The 21019-nt window shown below is 70.1% G+C and carries 14 protein-coding genes; 13 read left to right on the top strand and 1 reads right to left on the bottom strand.

The features are described 5' to 3' along the window. The first annotated feature begins 7 nt into the window (after nt 1-7). From D7X30_RS29600 to D7X30_RS29660, 13 genes are all read left to right on the top strand, one after another. A complete protein-coding gene (locus D7X30_RS29600; protein WP_120566327.1) occupies nt 8-640 on the top strand; it encodes a type 4a pilus biogenesis protein PilO in 633 nt (210 codons plus the stop codon). A gap of 44 nt (nt 641-684) precedes the next feature. Then, nucleotides 685-1245 carry a pilus assembly protein PilP gene (locus tag D7X30_RS29605; protein WP_199724574.1) on the top strand — a complete coding sequence of 187 codons (561 nt, stop codon included), beginning with the start codon at nt 685-687 and terminating at the stop codon, nt 1243-1245. Nucleotides 1246-1303: 58 nt separating this feature from the next. Next, the gene (gene pilQ / locus D7X30_RS29610) at nt 1304-4057 is read left to right on the top strand and encodes a type IV pilus secretin PilQ (protein WP_120566329.1); all 2754 of its coding nucleotides are present in this window, start codon (nt 1304-1306) and stop codon (nt 4055-4057) included. A gap of 30 nt (nt 4058-4087) precedes the next feature. Then, entirely contained in the window at nt 4088-4777 is a 690-nt protein-coding gene (locus D7X30_RS29615; RefSeq protein WP_120566330.1) for a hypothetical protein, read from the top strand. Next, nucleotides 4778-5140, top strand: coding sequence for a hypothetical protein (locus D7X30_RS29620; protein WP_120566331.1), 363 nt, complete (start codon nt 4778-4780; stop codon nt 5138-5140). 140 nt (nt 5141-5280) lie between these two features. Then, nucleotides 5281-5862 (top strand): elongation factor P, encoded by a 582-nt coding sequence (gene efp, locus D7X30_RS29625; RefSeq protein WP_120566332.1) that lies wholly within the window; start codon nt 5281-5283, stop codon nt 5860-5862. Nucleotides 5863-5902: 40 nt separating this feature from the next. Continuing rightward, nucleotides 5903-6490, top strand: coding sequence for an acetyl-CoA carboxylase biotin carboxyl carrier protein (accB, locus tag D7X30_RS29630; RefSeq protein ID WP_120566333.1), 588 nt, complete (start codon nt 5903-5905; stop codon nt 6488-6490). A gap of 75 nt (nt 6491-6565) precedes the next feature. After that, a complete protein-coding gene (gene accC / locus D7X30_RS29635) occupies nt 6566-7951 on the top strand; it encodes an acetyl-CoA carboxylase biotin carboxylase subunit (RefSeq protein WP_120566334.1) in 1386 nt (461 codons plus the stop codon). A gap of 192 nt (nt 7952-8143) precedes the next feature. Further along, nucleotides 8144-11311 (top strand): tetratricopeptide repeat protein, encoded by a 3168-nt coding sequence (locus tag D7X30_RS29640; protein WP_120566335.1) that lies wholly within the window; start codon nt 8144-8146, stop codon nt 11309-11311. A 28-nt stretch (nt 11312-11339) separates the two neighbouring features. Next, entirely contained in the window at nt 11340-12281 is a 942-nt protein-coding gene (locus tag D7X30_RS29645) for an ExeA family protein (RefSeq protein ID WP_120566336.1), read from the top strand. A 4-nt stretch (nt 12282-12285) separates the two neighbouring features. Further along, nucleotides 12286-16212 (top strand): translocation/assembly module TamB domain-containing protein, encoded by a 3927-nt coding sequence (locus tag D7X30_RS29650; RefSeq protein WP_120566337.1) that lies wholly within the window; start codon nt 12286-12288, stop codon nt 16210-16212. A 14-nt stretch (nt 16213-16226) separates the two neighbouring features. Beyond that, the gene (locus D7X30_RS29655) at nt 16227-19295 is read left to right on the top strand and encodes an outer membrane protein assembly factor (protein ID WP_120566338.1); all 3069 of its coding nucleotides are present in this window, start codon (nt 16227-16229) and stop codon (nt 19293-19295) included. Nucleotides 19296-19311: 16 nt separating this feature from the next. Further along, nucleotides 19312-19842, top strand: coding sequence for a hypothetical protein (locus tag D7X30_RS29660; RefSeq protein WP_120566339.1), 531 nt, complete (start codon nt 19312-19314; stop codon nt 19840-19842). A 10-nt stretch (nt 19843-19852) separates the two neighbouring features. Here D7X30_RS29660 and D7X30_RS29665 read toward each other — a convergent pair whose 3' ends face one another. Continuing rightward, nucleotides 19853-20974: an Ig domain-containing protein gene (locus D7X30_RS29665; protein WP_120566340.1), complete on the bottom strand. Its 1122-nt coding sequence runs from the start codon at nt 20972-20974 to the stop codon at nt 19853-19855. Nucleotides 20975-21019 lie beyond the last annotated feature (45 nt).

Below are 21019 nucleotides of genomic sequence, written 5' to 3' on the forward strand. Positions count from 1 at the left end.
CCCTGTCATGGAAAAATACCTGGATCAACTGGCGAAGGCCCCCCCCGCGGCGAAGTTCGGCGGGCTCGCGGCCATCGTCGTCATCTTGACCGTGGGCAACTTCTTCTCCTTCATCAAGCCCACGGACGAGAACATCATCCGCCGCGCGGCGGACCGCCGGAAGCTCGACCAGGAGCTCGCGGAGAAGAGCGAGATCGCCCAGAACCTCAACGAGCGCCGGCGTGAGATGGACGTGCTCGAGCAGAAGCTGGCGGAGGCCCTCACGGAGCTGCCGGAGCGGCGCGACATGGAGGAGCTGCTCGCGCAGATCAACGACATCGGCAAGAAGTCCGGCCTGGAGATCGCCCGCGTGGAGCCCGGCAAGGAGTACGTCGAGGGCACCGAGTTCTTCGCGCGCATCCCCATCAAGATGACGGTGAGCGGCAACTACCACGAGATCGCCATGTTCCTGCAGGAGATGGCGAACATGCGCCGCATCGTGAACGTCAACAACATCAAGCTCGATGGCGCGGCCCTGAAGAACGAGAAGGTCATCCTCCAGAGCAGCTTCCTGGCGACGACGTTCCGCTTCGTCGACACGAAGGCCTCCGACAAGAAGGCCTCCGACAAGAAGGCCTCCGACAAGAAGAAGAGCAACTAGAAACTTGATCCGCCCGGCAACAAGGGCGACAAGGGATGACGCGGATGAAGACGTTCAAATCCACGATGACCGTTGCGGTGCTGGCGCTGACCCTGTCCGCTTGTGAGGACACGCCCAAGGCCCCACGCACTGCTCCCCCCAAGGCCGCCGCCCCCGCGCCGGCCCCAGTGGCGGAGAAGACCGAGGCGTCGGCGGCGCCAACGTTCGTCTACACCTATAGCCCGGTGGGCAAGCGGGACCCGTTCCGCAGTCCGCTGGAGGAGCTCGGGCCGGTGGCGCGTGACGCACCGGAGCGGGCCTGCAACGAACCCCTGTGCGTGTTCGACCTCGACCAGCTCAAGCTGGTGGCGGTCGTCACGGGGGACGCCAGCCCGCTGGCGATGGTCGAGGACCCCCTGGGTCGCGGCCACATCGTCCGGCGCAACACCCGCGTGGGGCGCCAGGGCGGCAAGGTCACACAAATTCTCCGGGACTCGGTCACCGTCACCGAGGTCTTCACGGGCGCCAAGGGCGAGCTCATCAGCAATCCGGTGAGTCTCCAGCTCAAGGCGGATGGCGTGAAGGACCCTGCCTACAACCTGATGACGGGCAAGAACTGGGAGTAGCGCCCCACGGCGCGCCCGCGGGCAGTCGTCGCCCGCTTCCAACTTGTTGAGGGGACGCATGCTCGAGCAGAGCGCTGTGACGAGGGGCAAGTGGTTCATGGCGACCGCATGGGCGGTCGTCCTGGCAAGCGCCAAGGTGTACGGCGCGGATCTCAATACGCTGAGGGACCTGCAGGTGTCCCGGACGGGGGCTGGTGCCCAGGTCGTGGTGACCGGGACCCGGCCGCCCACCTTCACCGTCTTCCGGCTCAGTGGGCCGGAGCGGCTGGTGGTGGACCTGTCGTCCGCGGACGCCACCGGCATCAAGGGGCACCATGACGGCACCGGTCCGGTGTCCGGCGTGGTGGCCGCCCAGTTCTCCGACGCGCGCGCCAGCGTGGGCCGCGTGCTGGTGGCGCTCGATCAGGCCTCCCAGTACGACGTCCGCGCGGAAGGCAACCGCGTGGTCATCTCCGTGGACGGCTCGCCGGTGGCCCCCGCCGCCGCGACCGCCCAGGCTCCGCAGGCTCCGGCCGAAGCGAAGCCGGCCGAGCCCGCGCCGAAGGCCGAGCCCGCGCCGGTGGTAGAGGCGATGGTGGCGGTGGTGCCGGAGGAGGGGACGTCCTCCAAGGCCGCCCCGTCCCAGGCGCCGGGCCGTGAGAACGTCGTCGCCACGGAGGCGGATGAGCGCGAGGTGGCCCACCCGGCCCAGCGCATCACCCGGCTGTCCCTGGACGGCGAGTCGCTGCGCGTCGCCGCCGACGGCGAGATCGCCCGCTATGAGGTCCTGGAGCTGGTGGACCCGCCTCGCCTGGCCGTGGACGTGTACGGCGTGGGCCTGAGCGCGAAGGCGCCCAAGGTGAAGGGCAACCTGCTCAAGGACGTGCGCGTGGGCGCCCACGAGGACAAGGTGCGCCTGGTGCTCGTGGCCAAGGGCGACATGCCCGCCTACCGCGTGGACCGCGCCGAGCGCGGCCTGGAGGTGGTGCTGGGCGCCGCGGTGGCGCGCAAGTCCAAGCCCGCCCAGCCGCGCGACGCGGTGGCGGAGACGGAGCCCCTGCGCCCGCAGCCCCTGCCCGTGCAGGAGCCGGCGAAGCCGCAGCCCGCGGTGGCGCAGGCCGCGCCGCAGCCGGCGGTGGTGGAGGTCAAGGACCTGTCCTTCGACGAGAGCCCCTCGGGCGGTCGCGTGCAGCTGAAGCTGTCCGGCGCGACGGCGTGGAAGGTGGACCGGCCGGATCCGCGCAGCGCGGTGCTGACGCTGGAGAACGCGCGGCTGCCCAAGAAGCTGGAGCGCAGCCTGGACACCAGCGCGCTGGACACGCCGGTGAAGATGATCAGCGCCTTCAGCGTGCCGGGTGAGGGCCGCAAGGTGCGCCTGGTGGTCGCCGCGGACGGCGCCATCGAGGAGAACGTCACCCAGGGCGCCAACAGCCTGAGCTGGCGGCTGGACGTGCAGGGCGTGAAGACGGAGGAGGTGGCCGTCACCCAGCGCACCGCCGGCTTCACGGCGGAGGCCCCGGCGTACGCGGCGGAGGGCGCGCCCCAGCAGGCGCGCTACCGCGGCAAGCGCGTGTCCTTCGAGTTCAAGGACATCGACATCCAGAACCTGCTGCGCGTCATCGCGGAGATCTCCAAGCGCAACATCGTCGTGGCCGACGACGTGTCGGGCCGCGTGACCATCCGCCTGCGCAACGTGCCCTGGGACCAGGCGCTGGACCTCATCCTGCGCACCAAGCAACTGGGCCAGGAGCAGGTGGGCAACATCATCCGCATCGCGCCGCTGAAGACGCTGGAAGAGGAGGCGCGGCTGCGCCAGGAGCGCAAGAAGTCGCTGCAGCAGCAGGAGGACCTGCTGGTCAGCCTGGTGCCGGTGAACTACGCGGTGGCCGGTGACATGTCGGCGCGCGTGAAGGACGTGCTCAGTGACCGCGGCACGGTGACGGTGGACGTGCGCACCAACGTGCTCATCATCAAGGACATCCGCTCCAACACGGAGAAGGCGCGCGCCCTGGTGCGCAGCCTGGACACGCAGACGCCGCAGGTCCTCATCGAGAGCCGCATCGTGGAGGCGAGCACCTCCTTCAGCCGCAACCTGGGCGTGCAGTGGGGCGGTCAGACGCGTCTGTCGGCCGCGTCAGGCAACCCGACCGGCCTCATCTTCCCCAGCACCGTCGGTGTCACGGGCGGCGCGGGCGGCACGGCGGCGGGCGTTCCGGCCCAGCCCAACTTCGCGGTGAACCTGCCGGCGGCGGTGGGTCAGGGCCTCGGTGGCGCCATGGGCTTCGCCTTCGGCTCCGCGGGCGGCGCCGTGCAGCTCAACCTGCGCCTGTCCGCGGCGGAGTCCGAGGGCACGGTGAAGACCATCTCGTCGCCCAAGGTCACCACGCTGGACAACAACACGGCCCGCATCAGCCAGGGTCTGTCCATCCCGTTCAGCCAGACGTCGGCCGGCGGCGTGAACACGACCTTCGTGGAAGCGCGCCTGTCGCTGGAAGTCACGCCGCACATCACCCAGGACGGCAGCATCCTCATGTCCATCGCGGCGCAGAACAACCAGCCGGACCCGTCCAACACCGGTGCCAACGGCCAGCCGTCCATCCAGCGCAAGGAGGCCAACACCCAGGTGCTGGTGAAGGATGGCGACACGACGGTCATCGGCGGCATCTACGTGCGCCGCGGCAGCACCTCGTCCGACTCGGTGCCCTTCCTGGCGAAGATTCCCGTGCTCGGCTTCTTCTTCCGGAGCACCCTGGAGACGGACGTGCGGCAGGAACTGCTCATCTTCATCACGCCCCGCATCCTCAACCGGCAGACCATCGCGCAGAGCCTCTAACGGCACCGCGCCTGATTGGGAGACACTCCAATGAAGCCCTTCTTCATCGCGGCGGCCCTGTCGCTCGGGCTCTGCTCGTGCTCTGAAAGCGCCCCCGTCGTCCAGATCCTCCAGACCATCCAGCCGGACGACAGCTGCGACTTCGGCCCTGACGATACCGGCATCGCAAGTGGTTCGCTCAACCTGGCCTACCGGAACGCCTACGTGCTGGGGCTCGTCGTCAAGTCGACGTACGCGAGCACGCCCATCGACGTGAACGGCGTCCCTCTGGAGCCGGACACCGACATCGGAGGTTCCGCCGCCGCCTTCGTGGACACGCTGAAGCTGTCCTACTCCTCGACGCCGAGCATCAACATCCCCGACGGAGAGGTCCCCTACACGGCGGTCATCAATCCCTCGTCGGACGAGAACCGGCTGGTGGTCAACCTGATGACCTCGGAAGCCGCGGCGGCCCTGCGGGCGGCCCTGTCCGGGACCACGACGGCCACGGTGAGGGTCACCGTTCAGGTCACGGGCAAGTTCGCGTCGGGCGGCAAGAAGTTCGAGTCGAACGAGGTCGTCTACGGCATCGACGTCGCCAATGCGCCCGTCCTGCTTCCGACCTGCGCCGGGACCGAGTCGCCTGCGATCCCCGCGGGCCCGTGTGGTTCGGGTGCCGGTCAGGACGGCCAATATCCCTCGTGCCAGCCCGGTCCGGCGGCCCCGGGCGTTGGGGGCTAGATGGCCTTCCGCACGCACCTTGAAGCGGTGGTGAACCAGGTGGACGGAGCCCTCGCGTGCAGCGTGATGGGCTTCGACGGCATCTCCGTGGAGACGTTCCAGAAGGACGAAGCCACGGAGCTGGACGTGTCCGGCACCTGGGTGGAGTACGCCAACCTGCTCACGCAGTTGAAGAACGCGGCCGAATCCCTGAAGACGGGCACCGTCACCGAGGTGTCCGTCAACAGCGAGAAGGTCCTCACCGTGATGCGCATGCTGACGCCGGAGTACTTCCTGGTGCTGGCCCTGCGCGCGGACGGGAATTTCGGCAAGGGGCGCTATGTCCTGCGCGTCACCGCGCCGCAGGTGAAGGCGGAGCTGTAGCCGCGCACGTCCGCTCGGGCAGGGGATTGTCGAGCCTGCCCGGCGACGCAGCGTGCCTCCGCTTTCCTCTTTGCAGGAACCAGGGCATGGGCTAGACACCCCGGACTTTCGCCTTTACGTTCGTCCCAGGAGTCGGTCCCATGGCCGGGTTTGTCGATACGTCTGAATTCCGCAATGGTTTGAAGATCTTGTGGGAGGACAAGCCGTACGTCATCGAGTACTTCCAGCACGTCAAGCCTGGGAAGGGCTCCTCCTTCACGCGTACGAAGATCCGCAGCCTGCTGGACGGCCGTGTCCTGGAGCCCACGCTGAAGTCCGGCGACAAGGTGGGCACCCCGGACATCGAGTCCAAGGACATGCAGTTCCTGTATGTCCAGGGCGACGAGTACCACTTCATGGAGAAGAAGACCTTCGAGCAGACCTTCCTGACCAAGGAAGGCCTCGGGGAGTCGATCAACTTCCTGAAGGAGAACCTGGACGTCGAGATCCTCTTCTGGAACGGCAAGGCCATCAACGTGGGCCTGCCGAACTCCGTGGACCTCAAGGTCACCAAGTGCGACCCGGGCGTGCGCGGCGACACCGTGTCCGGCGCCATGAAGCCCGCCACGCTGGAGACCGGCTACACCGTCAACGTGCCCCTGTTCATCAACGAGGGCGACGTGCTGAAGATCGACACGCGTGAAGGTGGCAAGTACCTCACCCGCGTGGCCACCGCGGGCTAAGGGCAACTTCCCTTCACCTGGCGACCCGGGAGGGGTCCGAATGGCAACGAAGCGCAAGGCAACCCGGCCGGCCGAGTCCTCGGGCGCGGCCTCCGGGCGGGATGCGGGCAGCACGTCGCTGGACGTGGATGCCCTCCGGCAGATCGTCGAAATCCTGGAGGCCTCCGACGTCACCCGGTTGGTGTGGACGAAGGGCCCGGAGAAGCTCTACATCCGCCGCGGTCACGCGCCGGAGACGACCATCGTCCACCACACGGCGCCGTCGGGCCCCGGGGTGACGGTGTCGCCGCCGGTGGAGTACGCCGCTCCGGCCGCGCCCCGTGTGGCGCCCGCCGCCGCGCTCGCGGCCCCCACCGCCGCGGCCCCGGAGAAGCCCGCGGAGAAGCCGGGCCACCAGGTGACCAGCCCCTTCGTGGGGACGTTCTACCGGACCCCCGCGCCGGATCAGCCCCCGTTCGTGGACGTGGGCACGGTGGTGCGCAAGGGCCAGGTGCTCTGCATCGTGGAAGCGATGAAGTTGATGAACGAAATCGAGTCCGAGGTCTCCGGCCGCATCGCCGAGGTCCTCGTGGAGAACGGTCGCCCGGTGGAGTTCGGCCAGGCGCTGTTCCGCATCGAGCCGGCCTGAGTCTGCTGACCCGTCAGGCGCGTCCGGCCCCATCCGGGCGGGACGCGCCCCAGGCCCTCGCGAAGGAGCACGGCCGTGTTCAAGAAGGTACTGGTCGCCAACCGCGGGGAGATTGCCCTGCGGATCATCCGCGCATGCCGTGAGCTGGGCATCGCCACCGTGGCGGTGCACTCCACCGCTGACGCCAACGCGCTGCACGTGCGCTTCGCGGACGAGGCCGTCTGCATCGGGCCGCCTCCGTCCAAGGAGAGCTACCTCAACGTGCCGCAGCTGCTCTCCGCGGCGGAGATTACCCGCGCGGACGCCATCCACCCGGGCTACGGCTTCCTGTCGGAGAACGCCGAGTTCGCGGAGGTCTGCGAGAACTGCAAGATCCGCTTCATTGGCCCGCGCCCGGAGATGCTGCGGCTGATGGGCAACAAGGTGCGCGCGCGCGCCGCGGCCCGCGAGGCCGGCCTGCCGTTGCTCCCGGGCAGCCCCGGCGTGGTGAAGGATCCGCGTGAGGCGGAGGCCTTCGCGAAGGAGATTGGCTTCCCGGTCATCCTGAAGGCGGCGGCGGGCGGTGGCGGCAAGGGCATGAAGATCGTCCGCGAGCCGGGTGTGCTCGCGCAGGCGTTCTCCACCGCGCAGGCGGAGGCCCTGGCCAGCTTCAACAACGGCGACCTCTACATCGAGCGGTACGTGGAGAAGCCGCGCCACATCGAGATTCAAATCGTCGCGGACGAGCACGGGAACGTCATCCACCTCAACGAGCGTGAGTGCTCCGTGCAGCGGCGGCACCAGAAGCTCATCGAGGAGAGTCCATCCCCCGCGCTCACGCCGGAGCTGCGCCAGCGCATGGGCGAGGTGTCCGTCGCCGCGATGCGGAAGATCCGCTACAACAACGTGGGCACCATCGAGTACCTGCTCGACGAGCGCGGCGAGTTCTACTTCATGGAGATGAACACGCGCATCCAGGTGGAGCACCCCGTGACGGAGCTGGTCATGGGCGTGGACCTGGTCCGTGAGCAGATCCGCATGGCCTACGGGCACCCCCTGCGCTTCAAGCAGGAGGACGTGCAGATACGCGGGCACGCCATTGAATGCCGCGTGAACGCGGAGGACCCCGTCACCTTCGCGCCGTGGCCGGGCAAGATCACGGGCTACAGCGTGCCGGGCGGCTACGGCGTGCGCGTGGACTCCGCCGCGTACGAGAACTACACGGTGCTGCCGCACTACGACAGCCTGCTGTCCAAGCTCATCGTGCACGCGGAGGACCGCGAGACGGCCATCCGCCGCATGCAGCGCGCGCTCTCCGAGTACGTCGTGGAGGGCATCCGCACCAACATCCCGTTCCACCGGGCCGCACTGGCGGAGGAGTCCTTCCAGGAGGGCAACTACGACACCCGCTTCGTGGAGCGCCTGCTGGCGAGCGAGACGGGTTCGCGCCGGCTCAAGAAGGCCGTGGAAGAGACGCCGTAGCGCTTTGCCGTGAAGGCGTGGAAAACCCGCCGGGCGTGCGAGCGTCCAGGCGGGTGATCCAGCCCTGGGGGAGGGCAGGCTGTTTCTTGACCCGCATCGGAGGATTCCGTTAGCCTCCGATGCTCCCCCCCAGAGAAGGACTGAAACCCGCGAAGTTCCTCGGGGTTTCTGCCTGTCGGAAGCGCACGCTCGATGGACAAGAACAAGATCATCGAAGCCGCCGCGAAGCTGGTCGCGAAGGGCGCGTACGACAAAGCCATCAAGGAGTATCAGAAGGTCCTGGAGGTCGACCCGAAGGACATCCGGGTCCTCCAGAAGATGGGGGAGCTGTACCAGAAGAAGAACGACAACGCGCAGGCGGCGCACTTCTTCACCAAGGTCGCGGAGAGCTACTCCTCGGACGGCTTCTTCCTCAAGGCCGTCGCCCTCTACAAGCAGGTCCTCAAGCTCAACCCGAACCTGCTGGAGGTGAACCTCAAGCTGGCGGAGCTGCACCAGCAGCTGGGCTTGATGTCGGAGGCGATGGCGTACTTCCAGATCGTCGCCAACCACTACGACAAGGCGGGCGACACCAAGTCGAGCCTCGACACGCTGAAGAAGATGGTGGATCTCGACCCCGAGAACGTGGCGTCGAAGATCAAGCTCGCGGAGCTGTACGCGCGCGAGAACATGACGAAGGAAGCGGCGCAGGAGTTCAAGCGCGCCGCGGAGTACCTCAAGCGCAACGCCCGGGCGGATGACTGGCTTCGCGTCGCGGAGCGCCTCTCCGCGCTGGAGCCGGACAACCTCCCGCTCGCGAAGGAGCTGGCTGCGTCGTACCTGCAGCGCGGCGACCAGAAGCGCGCGCTCGCCAAGCTCCAGGTGTGCTTCAAGGCGGATGGCCGCGACGTGGAGACGCTGACGCTGCTGGCCCAGGCGTTCCAGGGGCTGGGCCAGGTCTCCAAGACGGTGTCCGTCTACAAGGAACTCGCGAAGATCCACCAGGAGCGCGGTCGCACCGCTGAGTCCGACGGCGTGTGGACGCAGATTGAGCTGCTGGATCCGCAGGATCCGGATCTGCTCGCGCGCCGGGGCCCCGTCGCTGAGCCGGAGCCGGAGCCCGCGCCCGCCGCCGTGCATCACCCCGTGGAGGAGGCCGCGCCCGCGTGGAGCGCGCCGGCCCCCTCGGCGCCCCCGTCCCGTCCCGCGCCCGCCGCGCCGCCCGCGGCCGTGGCACCGCCTCCGCCCGCGGGGATGAGCCGCGAGCAGCTGGCCAAGCTGCTGACGGAGACGGACGTCTACGTGAAGTACGGGCTCCACGACAAAGCGTTGGAGCACCTGCGCAAGGTGTTCTCCGTGGATCCGGAGAACCTGGACGCGCACGAAAAGGCGTACCACATCTACGTGGCGGCCAATAACGGCGCGCAGGCGTCCGAGCAGCTGCTCAACGTGCTGCGCCTGTGCACGCGCCGCGCGGACGTGCAGCGCGCGCAGCCGTACCTGGCGACCATCCTCCAGGAGAATCCGGCGCATCCCGAGGTGCCCGCCTTCCTGTCCGTGCTCCGCGCGGAAGGGGGCTTCGTGGCTCCTGCGGCGACGCCGGGCGTGGAGTCGCTGGAGGAGGACGCCATCCTGGTGGACTCCAACGAGGACGAGATCCTCGTCGCGGATCCGCCGGAGGACGCGCTCGCGCAGCCCGGGGGTGACGAACTCGCGCTCGCGGCGCTGAGCCACGGGTCGGACTCGGACGAAATCGTCGACGACGAGGTCGCGGAGACCACGTTGAGCGGCGAGGAAGCGGTGATGGGCGAGCCCATCAGCTCCGCCGAGAACACCGTCTACGACCTGCCGCCGCAGGACGACCTGGTGATGGGGTCCGACGAGGACTCGCTGGTGCTCGCGGATGAGCCGGGCCTGGTCGGCTCGGATGACTCCGGAGGCTTGGACGACGAGCCGCTGCTCGCCCAGGACGACACGCTGGCGTACGCGGCGGACGCGGACGGCGACGAGCCCATGGTGCTCGCGGACGACGCGGGCGGCATGTCGCTGGGCGACGAAGAAGAGGCGCCGCCCACGCGCATCCTGTCCCCGTCGCGCGCGCTGCTGGAAGAGGCCGCGCCGGACACGCTCCAACTGCCGACGCTGGGCGACAGCGGCGACGACGAGGCCCTGATCGAACCCGGCATGTCGCTGGGCGAGGACGACGACGCGCCCACGCGCGTGGGGCTCGCGCCCCTGGATGCGTCCGCGCTGGACGACGCGGGCCTGGACGAAAGCTTCTCCGCGCCGGTGGAAGAGCCCGCGTACGCGGGTGGCATGTCGCTGGGCGACGAGGAAGAAGACGAGCCCACCGCCGCGCACATGGTGCTGCCGTCGGTGGAGGGGCTGTCCTACGACGAGCCCCAGACCGAGGCGTTCGCGGACGAGCCGGAGCCGGAGCCCGAGGCCCTGGCGGATGCGCCGGAGCCCGAGCCGGAAGCGGAGCCCGAGGAGGAGCCTGCCTCCGAGGAGTGCGACGAGGCGTCGTTCTTCCTCGACCAGGGGCTGCTGGAAGAGGCGCGCGAAATCCTGGAGACGGTGGCCATCGCGTTCCCCGGCCACGTGCGCGCCGGCGAGCTGATGGCGCGGCTGGAGGAGATGGAGGCCGGCGGTGGCGCGGCCCCCGAGGACGACGCTCCTTCGGAGCCTCTGCACGTGCCCTCCGTGCAGCCGGTGACGGAGGCGTCGCTCGACGACGGCGCCGGTGGCGGCGACGCGTTCGACCTGGCGGCGCAGCTGGCCGGTGAGCTGGACGACCTGGGCGGTGAGTCGCTGGCGGCGGTGCCCCCGGCGGAAGAGGACTTCCAGTACTCGGTGGACGAGGTCTTCGCCGAGTTCAAGAAGGGCCTGGCCAAGGTGGTGAAGCCCGAGGACGTGGACACGCACTACGACCTGGGCATCGCCTACAAGGAAATGGGGCTGCTGGACGACGCCGTCCACGAGTTCGAAGTGGCCCGCCAGGGCTGCGTGGGCACCCCGCGCGAGCTGGACTGCCTGACGATGATTGGCATGCTGCACACGCTGCGCGGCAAGCCGGACGAGTCCGTGGCGGTGTTCAAGGAAGGCCTTTCCAACGTGCTCGCGACGGGCGAGGTGGCCAAGGCGCTGGGCTTCGAGCTGGCGAGCGCCTACGACGCGCTCAACGAGCAGGGCAAGGCGCTCTTCCACTTCCAGCGGGTGGCCGCCATGGACGCGAAATACCGCGACGTGGGGTCTCAGGTGACGCGGCTGTCGGCGGTGACCGCACCGGAGGAGGACCCGCTGCCTCGCGCCGGAAAGGGCCCCGCGACGCCGGTTCCCGCCGCGGGCGTGCCGAAGGCTCGTAAAGTAGGGTACGTGTAGCGCGTCCCCCCACGAGGCCCGGCGAGCGATGACGACCTACCTCGATTTCTTCGAACTCACCCAGGAGCCGTTCTCCAACGCTCCGGTGAGCCGCTTCTATTACAACTCCGCGCAGCACTCGCAGGCCCTCACGCGGCTGATGCACGCCGTGGGCTACATGAAGGGCCTGTCCATCCTCATTGGCGACATTGGCGCGGGCAAGACGACGCTCGCCCGGCGCATGCTCGACTCGCTTCCGGAGTCCGAGTACGAGGCCGCGCTGCTCGTCATCATCCACTCGGGCATCACCGCCCAGTGGCTCCTGCGCCGCATCGCGCTCCAGCTGGGCGTGGAGAACCCCGCGCAGGAGAAGCTGGCGCTCCTGTCGCAGCTCTACCAGCGCCTGCTGCAAATCTATGAGTCCGGCAAGAAGGCCGTCGTCCTCATCGACGAGGCGCAGATGCTGGAGACGCGCGAGCTCATGGAGGAGTTCCGGGGGCTGCTCAACCTGGAAGTGCCGGAGCGCAAGCTCATCTCCTTCGTCTTCTTCGGCCTGCCGGAGATCGAGAAGAACCTGAAGCTGGATCCGCCGCTCGCCCAGCGCGTGGCGCTCCGCTACAAGCTGGAGCCCTTCACGGCGGAGTCCACGGAGGCGTACGTGAAGCACCGGCTGCGGCTCGCCGGCTGCCCGCGCATGCCCTTCACGCCGGAGGCGCTGCTCGCCGTGCACGAGCACTCCGGCGGCACCCCGCGCGTCATCAACACCCTGTGCGACAACGCCCTCTTCGAGGCGTTCCTGGTGCGCTCGGAGACCATCAGCGCGGAGCTGGTGCACCGCATCGGCAACAACCTGGGGCTCCAGGGTGGCTCGGCTGCCTCCCAGGCAAGCGAGCGGGCGAGCGCGCCCGCCACCTCGCTGCCCCGGACGGCGAACACCAAAATCGACCTGGCGGAGATCGACCGCTACCTCGAGGGACTCGGTAAGCTCTAGCGGCTTGTCCCTCCCCAGCCGCAACAGTGCAGCGCGCAAGGCGCTCTTGTTGGTGCTCCTCGTGGTGTCGGGGAGCATCCTGCTGTTGCGTCAGCCGTTCACCTGGGACGCCGCCTGCACCCTGGCGCGCAGGAACCTGCCGGACCTGCTGGGCGTGGACGTGGGCATCGGCCGGTGCGAGTTGGATCCGCTGGGCTCGCGCGTGGTGCTGCACGGCGTGTCGGTGTTCTCGCCGGGCAGGGACACGCCGCTGTTCGCCGCGGACGAGGCGGAGGTGGGGCTGGGCTTCCTGTCGCCCCTGTCCCGCCGCTTCATGCTGGGCCACGTGCGCGTGCGCCATCCGCGCGTGGCGCTGGATTTGTCCCGGCCCTCCGCGGCCCCGCCTTCCTCCGACGGCACGTGCCCGCTCACGCCGCTGACCCGCGTGGGCGTGGGGCGCGTGGACATCACCGGCGCGGAGGTGCGCCTCGCGCTGCCGGACGGGCGGGGCGTGGAGGTGGAGAACCTGGACGTGGGGTGGGTGGAGCACTGGGGCGTGATGGAGCTGGAGGTGGGCGCGCGGCGGGGCGTGGTGCGCCTGGGCGCGGGCGGCGGCGAGCTGACGCTGGGGCAGCTGGGCTTCACCGGCGCGCTGGACCCCGATGAAGGCCTGTTGGACGTGGAGCGCGCGGAGGTGACGCTCGACGACATCACCGCCACGGTGTCCGGCCGGGTGGAGACGCTGTGTCATCCGGTGCTCGCGCTGGACGCGCAGGTGTTCCTGCCGCTGCGCACGCTGTCGCAGGCGAAGCTCCTGCCGCGTCCGGCCACCGGGCACCTGTGGACGCGCCTGTCCATCACCGGGAAGCCGTCCGCGCTCGCGGTGGGCGCGGACCTGTCCGCGAGCAACCTGGCCTATGAGCAGTACGGCCCGGTGAGCCTCAACGCGCGCCTGTCGTACGCGGGGGACCGCGTGCGCGTGGAGTCGCTGGAGGCCCCGCTGGGCTCCGGCAAGGTGAAGCTGTCGGGCGCGCTGAAGCTCACGCCGGAGCTGCCCGTGGACGTGACGCTCCAGACGGAGGACGCGTCCTTCGGGCGCATCCTGGAGCGCGCGGGCGTGGCGGGCTCCTGGGTGGACTTCCCCGCGACGGCGAACGCGCACCTCACCGGGACGCTGCTGCCCCGGCCGTCGCTGTCCGGGCCGCTGGATTTGCGCAGCGGCCGCTTCGTGCTGGCCACGCGCGCGTTCGACGCGCCGGTCAGCGCCGGCAAGACGCTGCTCACCTTCGAGCGGGGCCGCGCGCAGACGGCCGTGAAGCTTTCCGGGGACCGCGTGTCCTTCAGCCGCCTCACGGTGGAGTCCGGCCGCTCGCGCGTGCACGGCGACGTGACGCTCTACTTCGACACCGCGCGCGGCCTGGACATCCAGGGCAACGGCGAGCTGGAGCTGTCGGACTTCGGCCACATCGCGGAGCTGCCGTGGTCCGGGAAGGGCTCCGCGAACTACTCCATCGTGGGGCCGTATTCGGACGTGAAGGTGGACGCGAGCCTGTCCCTGCGCGACTTCACCTTCTGGGGCTTCGGCCTGGGCGTGACACAGGCGAAGCTGTCGTATTCGAATGGCCTGCTGTCCTTCCCGTCGCTCACCGGCCAGAAGGGGCGCACGCAGTACTTCGGCAACGCGAAGCTCGCCTTCGCGCGCCTCCTGCACCTGCGCCTGGACGTGACCGTGCCGCAGGGCCGCACCGAGGACCTGGTGGACCTGGTGGCGGGCCTGAGCCCGTCCATCGCGGTGATTCAAGGCCAGTTCGCCGGCGCGGCTTCGGGCCGCGTCGAAATCGACAGCCCCCTGGAGAAGCTGGAGGGGCTGGTGGCCTTCGACCTGCGCGACACCACGTACCTGGGCCGCAGGCTGGGCGCGGGCTCCGCGCGGCTGCGCTTCGTGGACGGCAAGGAGATGGTGCTGGAGCGCACCGTGCTGGACGGCCGGATGGGGCGCACCTGGGTGGAGGGCTCCTTCGGCTTCAGCGCGGGCGCGCTGGACTACCGCTTCGGCGGAGAGAACCTGTCGCTCGCGGAGGCCGTGGGGCAGGAGACCGCGGAAGAGATGGGCATCCAGGGCGCGCTCGCGCTCGCGGGCACCGTGGCGGGCTCGGCGGACAAGCCCGACATCCAGGCCACGCTGAAGGGCCCGCGCATCACCTTCGCGTCGCGCGACCTGGGAGCCATGGACCTCGCGCTGCGCCAGGAGGGCAAGCAGCTGCGCATCACCGGGCGCCCCTTCCGCGACGCGCAGGGCTACCTGAACATGACGGTGAAGGAGCCCTACCTCTTCGACTCCACCGTCGACCTGCTGCTGCCTGAAATCAAGCCGCTGCTGCCGCAGACGCCGGCGCTGGCGGGTGTCACCGGCATGCTCGCGGGGCGCGTGACGCTGCAGGGCCCGCTGCTGCAACCGGAGGGCTACTCGGTGGGGGCGACGGTGCGGGAGCTGTCGCTCGCGCGGGGCGACCTGCGCGGCCGCAACCAGGGGCCCATCGTGCTGACGTACCTCAACGGCCGGCTGGACGTGCAGCCCTTCCGCTTCAGCGGCGCTTCGGTGGACTTCTCGTTGGGCGGCTGGGTGAGCCGGCGCGCCATGAACATGGGCCTGCGCGAGGGGCGCATGGACGTGCGGCTGCTGGAGCCGCTGTTGCCCGGCATGGAGCGCGTGGGCGGCCAGCTGCGCGTGGACGCGGAGGCCACCGGTTCGCTGGACGCGCCGTCGGTGGTGGGCACCGCGGAGCTGTCCGACGTGCGGCTGTCCATGCGCGACATGCCGCTCACCGTGCGCGGCATGTCCGGCCGCCTGGAGATGACGGGGCAGCGCGTGCTGCTGGAGCACCTGCAGGCCCAGGTCAACGAGGGCCAGGTGTCCGCGCGCGGCGACATCCGGCTGGAGCGCTTCGTGCCCAAGCGGCTGGCGCTGACGCTGCAACTGGATGCCGTGCCGTACCGGATGACGGAGGACCTGCCGCTCACCGTGTCCGGCCTGCTTCAGGTGGTGGGACCGCCCACGGGGCCCACCGTCACGGGTGGGCTGGACATCATCAAGCTGCGCTACCAGAAGCCGTTGGACATCGAAGCGCTGCTCAAGACGATGCAGAAGAAGCCGAACCTCGCCATGGGCGGAGGGGGCGAGCGCGCGAGGGACCCCTTCTTCACCTGGGACGTCAACGTGCACTTCGGTGACGTGCGCGTGGACAACAACCTGGCGAAGGCGCGGCTGCTGGGCGACGTGCGGTTGACTGGCACGGACGTGAAGCCGGGGCTCCTGGGCCGCGTGGAGGCGGCCGAGGGCAGCCAGGCGTTCTTCCGCAACAACCTCTTCACCATCGACCAGGGGCAGCTGGAGTTCCGCGACGCGTCCGGCATCGACCCGGTGTTCGAGGTGCAGGCGCAGACGTCGGTGCGCGAGTTCGTGGTGAAGTTGCACGCGTTCGGCCGGCCGGCCAACCCGCTGGTCGTGCTGTCCTCGGAGCCGGTGCTCACGGAGGGTGACATCCTGTCGCTGCTGACACTGGGGGTGACGAGCGCGGACAAGGACACGGCCGCGTCGGCGAGCTACGGTCTGGCGGCGGAGGCCCTCTTCAACGTGTCAGGACTGGACCGGCAGGTGCGCCGGTTCCTGCCCAGCAACCCCGTTCTCAGGGACTTGTCCCTGCAGATCTCCACCACCTACAACGACGCCACCCGGCAGGCGGAGCCGACCGCACAACTGGAGTCGAAGTTCCTTTCCGAGCAGCTTAAAATCGGGATGACCCAGCCAGTGAGTGGGCGAGGCACCCGGGCACGCGCTGAGTACCGCTTCGACGACCGTCTTTCCGCACAGGCCCAGTGGGACAACGAGAACAGCCAGGCGTCGTTCGGAAACCTCGGGCTCGAGCTGAAGCTGGGCTGGGAGGTCGAGTAGCCGCGCTGGCCGCGGTGCTGCTCCTCGTGTGCGCGCTGCCCGCCTTCGCCGCGCCCGTGGGCGACGACGATGACGCGCCGGAAGTGGTGGCCGTGGAGCTGCACCTGCCGGAGGGCATGGCCCCGGACGGGCTGTCGGGGCTCGTCACGCTGCGCAAGGGACAGGCGCTGACTCCGGGCGCGGTGCGCAAGTCGGTGGAGCAGCTGTTCGCCACGGGTCGCTTCGCGGACGTGGTGGCGCTCACGCAGGAGGTGCCGGGGGGCGTGCGGCTGGTGTTCCAGCTCCTGCCGCTGCCGCTGCTGTCGCACGTGGCGGTGCGGGGCAACCAGGTCCTCACGTCCGGGGAGCTGTTGGAGGCGAGCGGGCTGCTCCAGGGCGGGCCGTTGGATCCGGAGGAGCTGGACACCGCGGCGGACGCCGTGCGCGAGGCCTACCAGCGCAAGGGCTACGACGCCGTCGACATCCAGGTGGAGGAGCGGCCGGTGCCCGCGGGTGGCGTGGCGGTGACGCTGGTGGTGGCGGAGGGCAAGCCCACCCGCGTGCGGCAGGTGACCTTCTCCGGCAGTCCCGCGCTGCCGCTGCCGCGCCTGGTGGAGGCGCTGGGGATGAAGCCGGGGGAGGTCTTCGACCGGGCGAAGCTGGACGGCGGCCTGGAGCGGCTGCGTGTGCTCTTGCGCGAGGGCCAGCACTGGCGGGCCTGGGTGGGCACGCCCAACGTCGTCGTGGAGGACAGCGAGGCGTCCGTGGCGGTGCCGGTGTCGGCGGGGCCCGCGTTCCACCTGCGCTTCGCGGGCAACCGCCGCTTCCCGGACTCGCTGCTGGCGCGCGTGGTGGCCTACGACGGCGAGGAGGCGATGGACGAGACCGTGGCGGCGCGGCTCGCGCGGCGGCTGGAGGCGTTCTACCGGCGGCGCGGCTTCCACGACGCGCGCGTGCGGGCGATGGAGGTCCTCCGGCCGGATGGGGACGCGGCGGTGCTGGGCTTCCAGGTGGACGAGGGCGCCCCGCTGCGCGTGACGGACGTGCGCTTCCACGGCAACGCGGCGCTGTCCTCCGTCGTGCTGCGCTCCATGCTCACCAACCAGGTGGCGGCGCTGGAGACGTGGCCGGAGCTGGACCTGCCCATGCGCGAGGATCCGCTGGAGACGGAGGGCCGCGATCGGCGCAACGACACGAGCGTGATGTCCCCGCCCGACCCGTCCACGGTCTACGTGGAGGACACGTGGCTGGAGGCCGCGGACGCGATGACGATGGCCTACCGCGAGCAGGGCTTCGCGTCCGCGCAGGTGACCTTCCGGGGCCTCACGCTGGACCGGGTCCATCACACGGCGGAGGCGGACTTCGACGTGGAGGAGGGGCCCCGGGCGTTGATCCGCGCGCCCATCTTCCTGGGCATCCCGCTGGAGGTGGATCCCGTCTGGGTGAACCTGCTCCTGCCCGTGGGGACGCCGCTGAGCTTCGAGAAGGTGGACCAGGCGCAGGCCGCGCTGGAGCGGGGACTGGGCCGCGAGGGCTACCTCTTCGCGCACGTGAGCAACTCGGTGTCGGTGGAGGAGGACGGCACCTCCGCGCAGGTGACCTACCGCACGGACCTGGGGCCTCGCGTGCGCGTGGGGCAGGTGCTGCTCCAGGGGCTGACGCGCTCGGATCCGGACGTGGTGCTGGCGCAGCTGGACTTGAAGCCCGGACAGCCGCTGTCGGTGGAGGCGCTGGCGGAGGCGCAGCGCCGGCTGTCGCGGCTGGGGCTGTTCCGCCAGGCGGAGGTGTCGCTGGCGGACCCCAACCGCCGTGAAGCCTCCAAGGACGTGCTGGTGACGGTGCAGGAGCGCCCGCGCATCGACGGCGAGGTGTCCGGCGGCTACTTCCTGGTGGACGGTCCGCGCATCACGCTGGACACGGCGTGGCGCAACCTGGACGGCCGGGGGCTGAACCTGCTGGCGCGCGGCAAGGTGAACTACGCGGGCGCGAGCGCGGAGGCGCTGTCGTCCTCGCGGCTTCCGGCCGGGTGCTCCACGGGAGAGCTGTCCGGCGAGGCGTGTGAGTCCGACCTGGATGGCTTCAGCGGCCTGGGCGGACGCGGCAACCTGGCGCTGTCCCAGCCCCGGCTGTCGTTCCTGGCGCCGCAGGAGATTGGCGCGCGGCTGGACCTGATTGGCGAGCGCGTGCACCGGCCGTCGTACCTGTCCACGCGGTTCGCGGCGGTGCTGGGCGCGGACTGGGCGCTGGCGTCGTGGGTGAACGTGTCGCTCCAGTACGAACTGGAGAACAACCGGCTGCGCTCGCGCGGAGGCGTGTTGGAGCTCATCAACCGCGCGGACCAGGAGCGCCTGCGCTACCCGTACGGTGACTTCGCGTTGCACTCGCTGCGCCCGTCCATGACGTTGGACTTCCGCGACGACCCGGCGAACCCCCGGCGCGGCATGGTGCTCAGCAGCAGCGTGGAGTTCATGCGCGGCATCAGCGTCCACCCCACGGACGTCGCGGGCAACCGCGTGCCGGAGTTCCCCATCGACGGCGTGAAGCTGTCCGGCAGCGTGAGCGCGTACGCGCCGCTGGGCCGCCGCGCGAGCGTGGCGGTGAGCGCGCGCGCGGGCACCATCGTGCCGCTGACGCAGGGGGCGCAGAACATCGGGTCCAAGCTGTTCTACCTGGGCGGCTCCTCCAGCCTCCGGGGCTTCCGCGAGGACGGCGTGCTGCCGCAGGACGTGCGCGAGGTGCTGCACCAGCGGCTGGCCGCGTGCCGCGCCGTGATTTCCCCCGCGGGCTGTCCGGATGACCTGAAGGCGGTGCTCGCCGGACAGGTGCCCGCGAGCCAGGGCGGCGAGCTCTTCACCCTGGCCAAGGCGGAGCTGCGTGTGCCGGCCATCGCCTCGGTGGACCTGGGGCTCTTCTTCGAGGCGGGCAACCTGTGGCAGGACCGCACGCTGTTCGACCCGGGCGTGCTGCGCTACGCGGCGGGCGTGGGCCTGCGCTACGTGACGCCCGTGGGCCCGCTGGCCTTCGACGTGGGCTTCAACCTGGACCGCGACGAAGCGCTCAACGAAGCGCCCACGCAGTTCCACTTCAGCATCGGGACGTTCTGACCGGAGGCCTTCGCCCATGCGAACCCACCTTGCGCGCCGTGGAGTGGTTTGGGGCCTGGGCCTGCTGGGGTTGTTCGCGCTCGCGTGTCAGCACGGACCGGACGCGGCGGAAAAGGCGCCGCGCCCCGCGTGGATGCCGCCGGAGGGCACCTGTCCTCGCGGCGCGCAGCTCCAGATGGAGCGGCTGGGGCTGAAGGTGGGGGACCGCATCCCCGTCATCGTGGACAGCATCCAGGACCACCCGGGTCCGGCCCGGTACAACTACAGCTTCGTGATCGCGCTGCCGCAGGCGGAAGGGGAGGCGAAGCTGCCGGGGGCGCGCATCGGTGGGCGGCTCTACGTGACGAAGCACCGCGTGTTCGGCCGGTATGATCGCATCTTCACCCCGGAGAGCGGCGCCACGTCCGTGCCCTTCTGCGGCGTGCTGCTGGACACGCGCTGGGACCGGGACGGCGAAGGGCTCATCGCGTATCCCAGCCCGATGAAGGGCTTCTCCGTGGTGCAGGACAACACGGGCGTCATCCAGGTGGTGGACCGCTACCCGTGAGGCCCGCGCCTCAGTCGACGTGCAGGGTGTAGGCGCGCTCGTCGGAGAAGAGCAGGTCCGCGACGCCGAGCCGGAAGGTGAAGTCGCCCTGGGTCATGGGCTTGCCGGAGAGCGTGCCGTCCTTCGTGTCCAGGAGGATGCCCGGGGGCAGCGCTCCGTCCTTCAGGCTCCAGGTGCCCGTGCCGCTGGCGCGCACGGTGTAGCTGTAGTCGGAGCCCGCGCGGCCGGCAGGCACCGCACGAGACACCAGCTTGAGGCCGAGCCCGGCCTCCGTGAGGGTGATGGAGAGCGTGCCGGTCGTGGACTGGGGCGACGTGTCGCTGTCCGTCACGACCACCGTGAACTCCTTCCTCCCCGCCTGGGTGGTGGTGCCCGTGATGTTGCCGTTGGAAGCGAGCACCAGGCCCGCGGGCAGCGACTGCTGCGGCGCGAGGGCGAAGCTGTACGGCGCCTTGCCTCCCGTCGCGGAGATGCGCTCGGTATAGGAGCGACTGTTGATGGCGTCCGCGAGCGGCTCCGGGCCCGCGACCCGCAGCAGCGGACGGACGGGCAGTCGCAGGCTGCCGCTGGCGCGCTTCGTCGGGACGCTCTGGTCGGACACCTCCACCGGGAGGACCAGCTCCCCCGAGCGCGTGGGCGTCCCGGTGATGCGACCCGCGGTGTCGAGCGCGAGGCCCGTGGGGAGCTGGGCGGTGGCGGTGAACGTGTACGGCGGGGTCCCGCCGTTGGCCTGGAGCTGCGCCGAGTAGCTGACGTTCTCGGTGCCCTCCATCAGGACGTTGGATTCCAGCGCGAGCGGGGCCGTGGGACCTGCGTCTTCGCTGCCCGCGTCCACCTGGCCCGCGTCGGCTTCGCCCGCGTCCGTCTCACCGACGGGCCCAGTGCCCGCATCCACCTCCGCGCCGCCGCCGTCCGTCTCCGCGTTCGTGTCCGGATCCTCGTCGAGCCCGTCACAGCGCCCGCCCTCGCCGCAGGTCGGCAGGCAGCGATTCTCCGAGGCGAGGCATGACGTGCCGGAGGGGCAGCCCCCCGGCACATCGCATGCGGCGAAGCGCGAGAGGTCCGGCGCGAACGTGCATGCCCCCGCCGCGAGGAGGGTGGCGCTCATCAACGCGGCAAGCAGCTTCCTCATGGCAGGGCCTCCGTCACGGGCGTCGCACCCCGCAGGGCGTAGCGC

It is taken from the genome of Corallococcus sp. AB011P (assembly GCF_003611605.1).
Taxonomy (GTDB): domain Bacteria; phylum Myxococcota; class Myxococcia; order Myxococcales; family Myxococcaceae; genus Corallococcus; species Corallococcus coralloides.

What these genes read in the sequence shown, in the direction of transcription:
- D7X30_RS29600 (WP_120566327.1), top strand. Translation starts at nt 8, where the DNA reads ATGGAAAAATACCTGGATCAACTGGCGAAGGCCCCCCCCGCGGCGAAG.
- D7X30_RS29605 (WP_199724574.1), top strand. Translation starts at nt 685, where the DNA reads ATGAAGACGTTCAAATCCACGATGACCGTTGCGGTGCTGGCGCTGACC.
- pilQ (WP_120566329.1), top strand. Translation starts at nt 1,304, where the DNA reads ATGCTCGAGCAGAGCGCTGTGACGAGGGGCAAGTGGTTCATGGCGACC.
- D7X30_RS29615 (WP_120566330.1), top strand. Translation starts at nt 4,088, where the DNA reads ATGAAGCCCTTCTTCATCGCGGCGGCCCTGTCGCTCGGGCTCTGCTCG.
- D7X30_RS29620 (WP_120566331.1), top strand. Translation starts at nt 4,778, where the DNA reads ATGGCCTTCCGCACGCACCTTGAAGCGGTGGTGAACCAGGTGGACGGA.
- efp (WP_120566332.1), top strand. Translation starts at nt 5,281, where the DNA reads ATGGCCGGGTTTGTCGATACGTCTGAATTCCGCAATGGTTTGAAGATC.
- accB (WP_120566333.1), top strand. Translation starts at nt 5,903, where the DNA reads ATGGCAACGAAGCGCAAGGCAACCCGGCCGGCCGAGTCCTCGGGCGCG.
- D7X30_RS29640 (WP_120566335.1), top strand. Translation starts at nt 8,144, where the DNA reads ATGGACAAGAACAAGATCATCGAAGCCGCCGCGAAGCTGGTCGCGAAG.
- D7X30_RS29645 (WP_120566336.1), top strand. Translation starts at nt 11,340, where the DNA reads ATGACGACCTACCTCGATTTCTTCGAACTCACCCAGGAGCCGTTCTCC.
- D7X30_RS29660 (WP_120566339.1), top strand. Translation starts at nt 19,312, where the DNA reads ATGCGAACCCACCTTGCGCGCCGTGGAGTGGTTTGGGGCCTGGGCCTG.
- D7X30_RS29665 (WP_120566340.1), bottom strand. Translation starts at nt 20,974, where the DNA reads ATGAGGAAGCTGCTTGCCGCGTTGATGAGCGCCACCCTCCTCGCGGCG.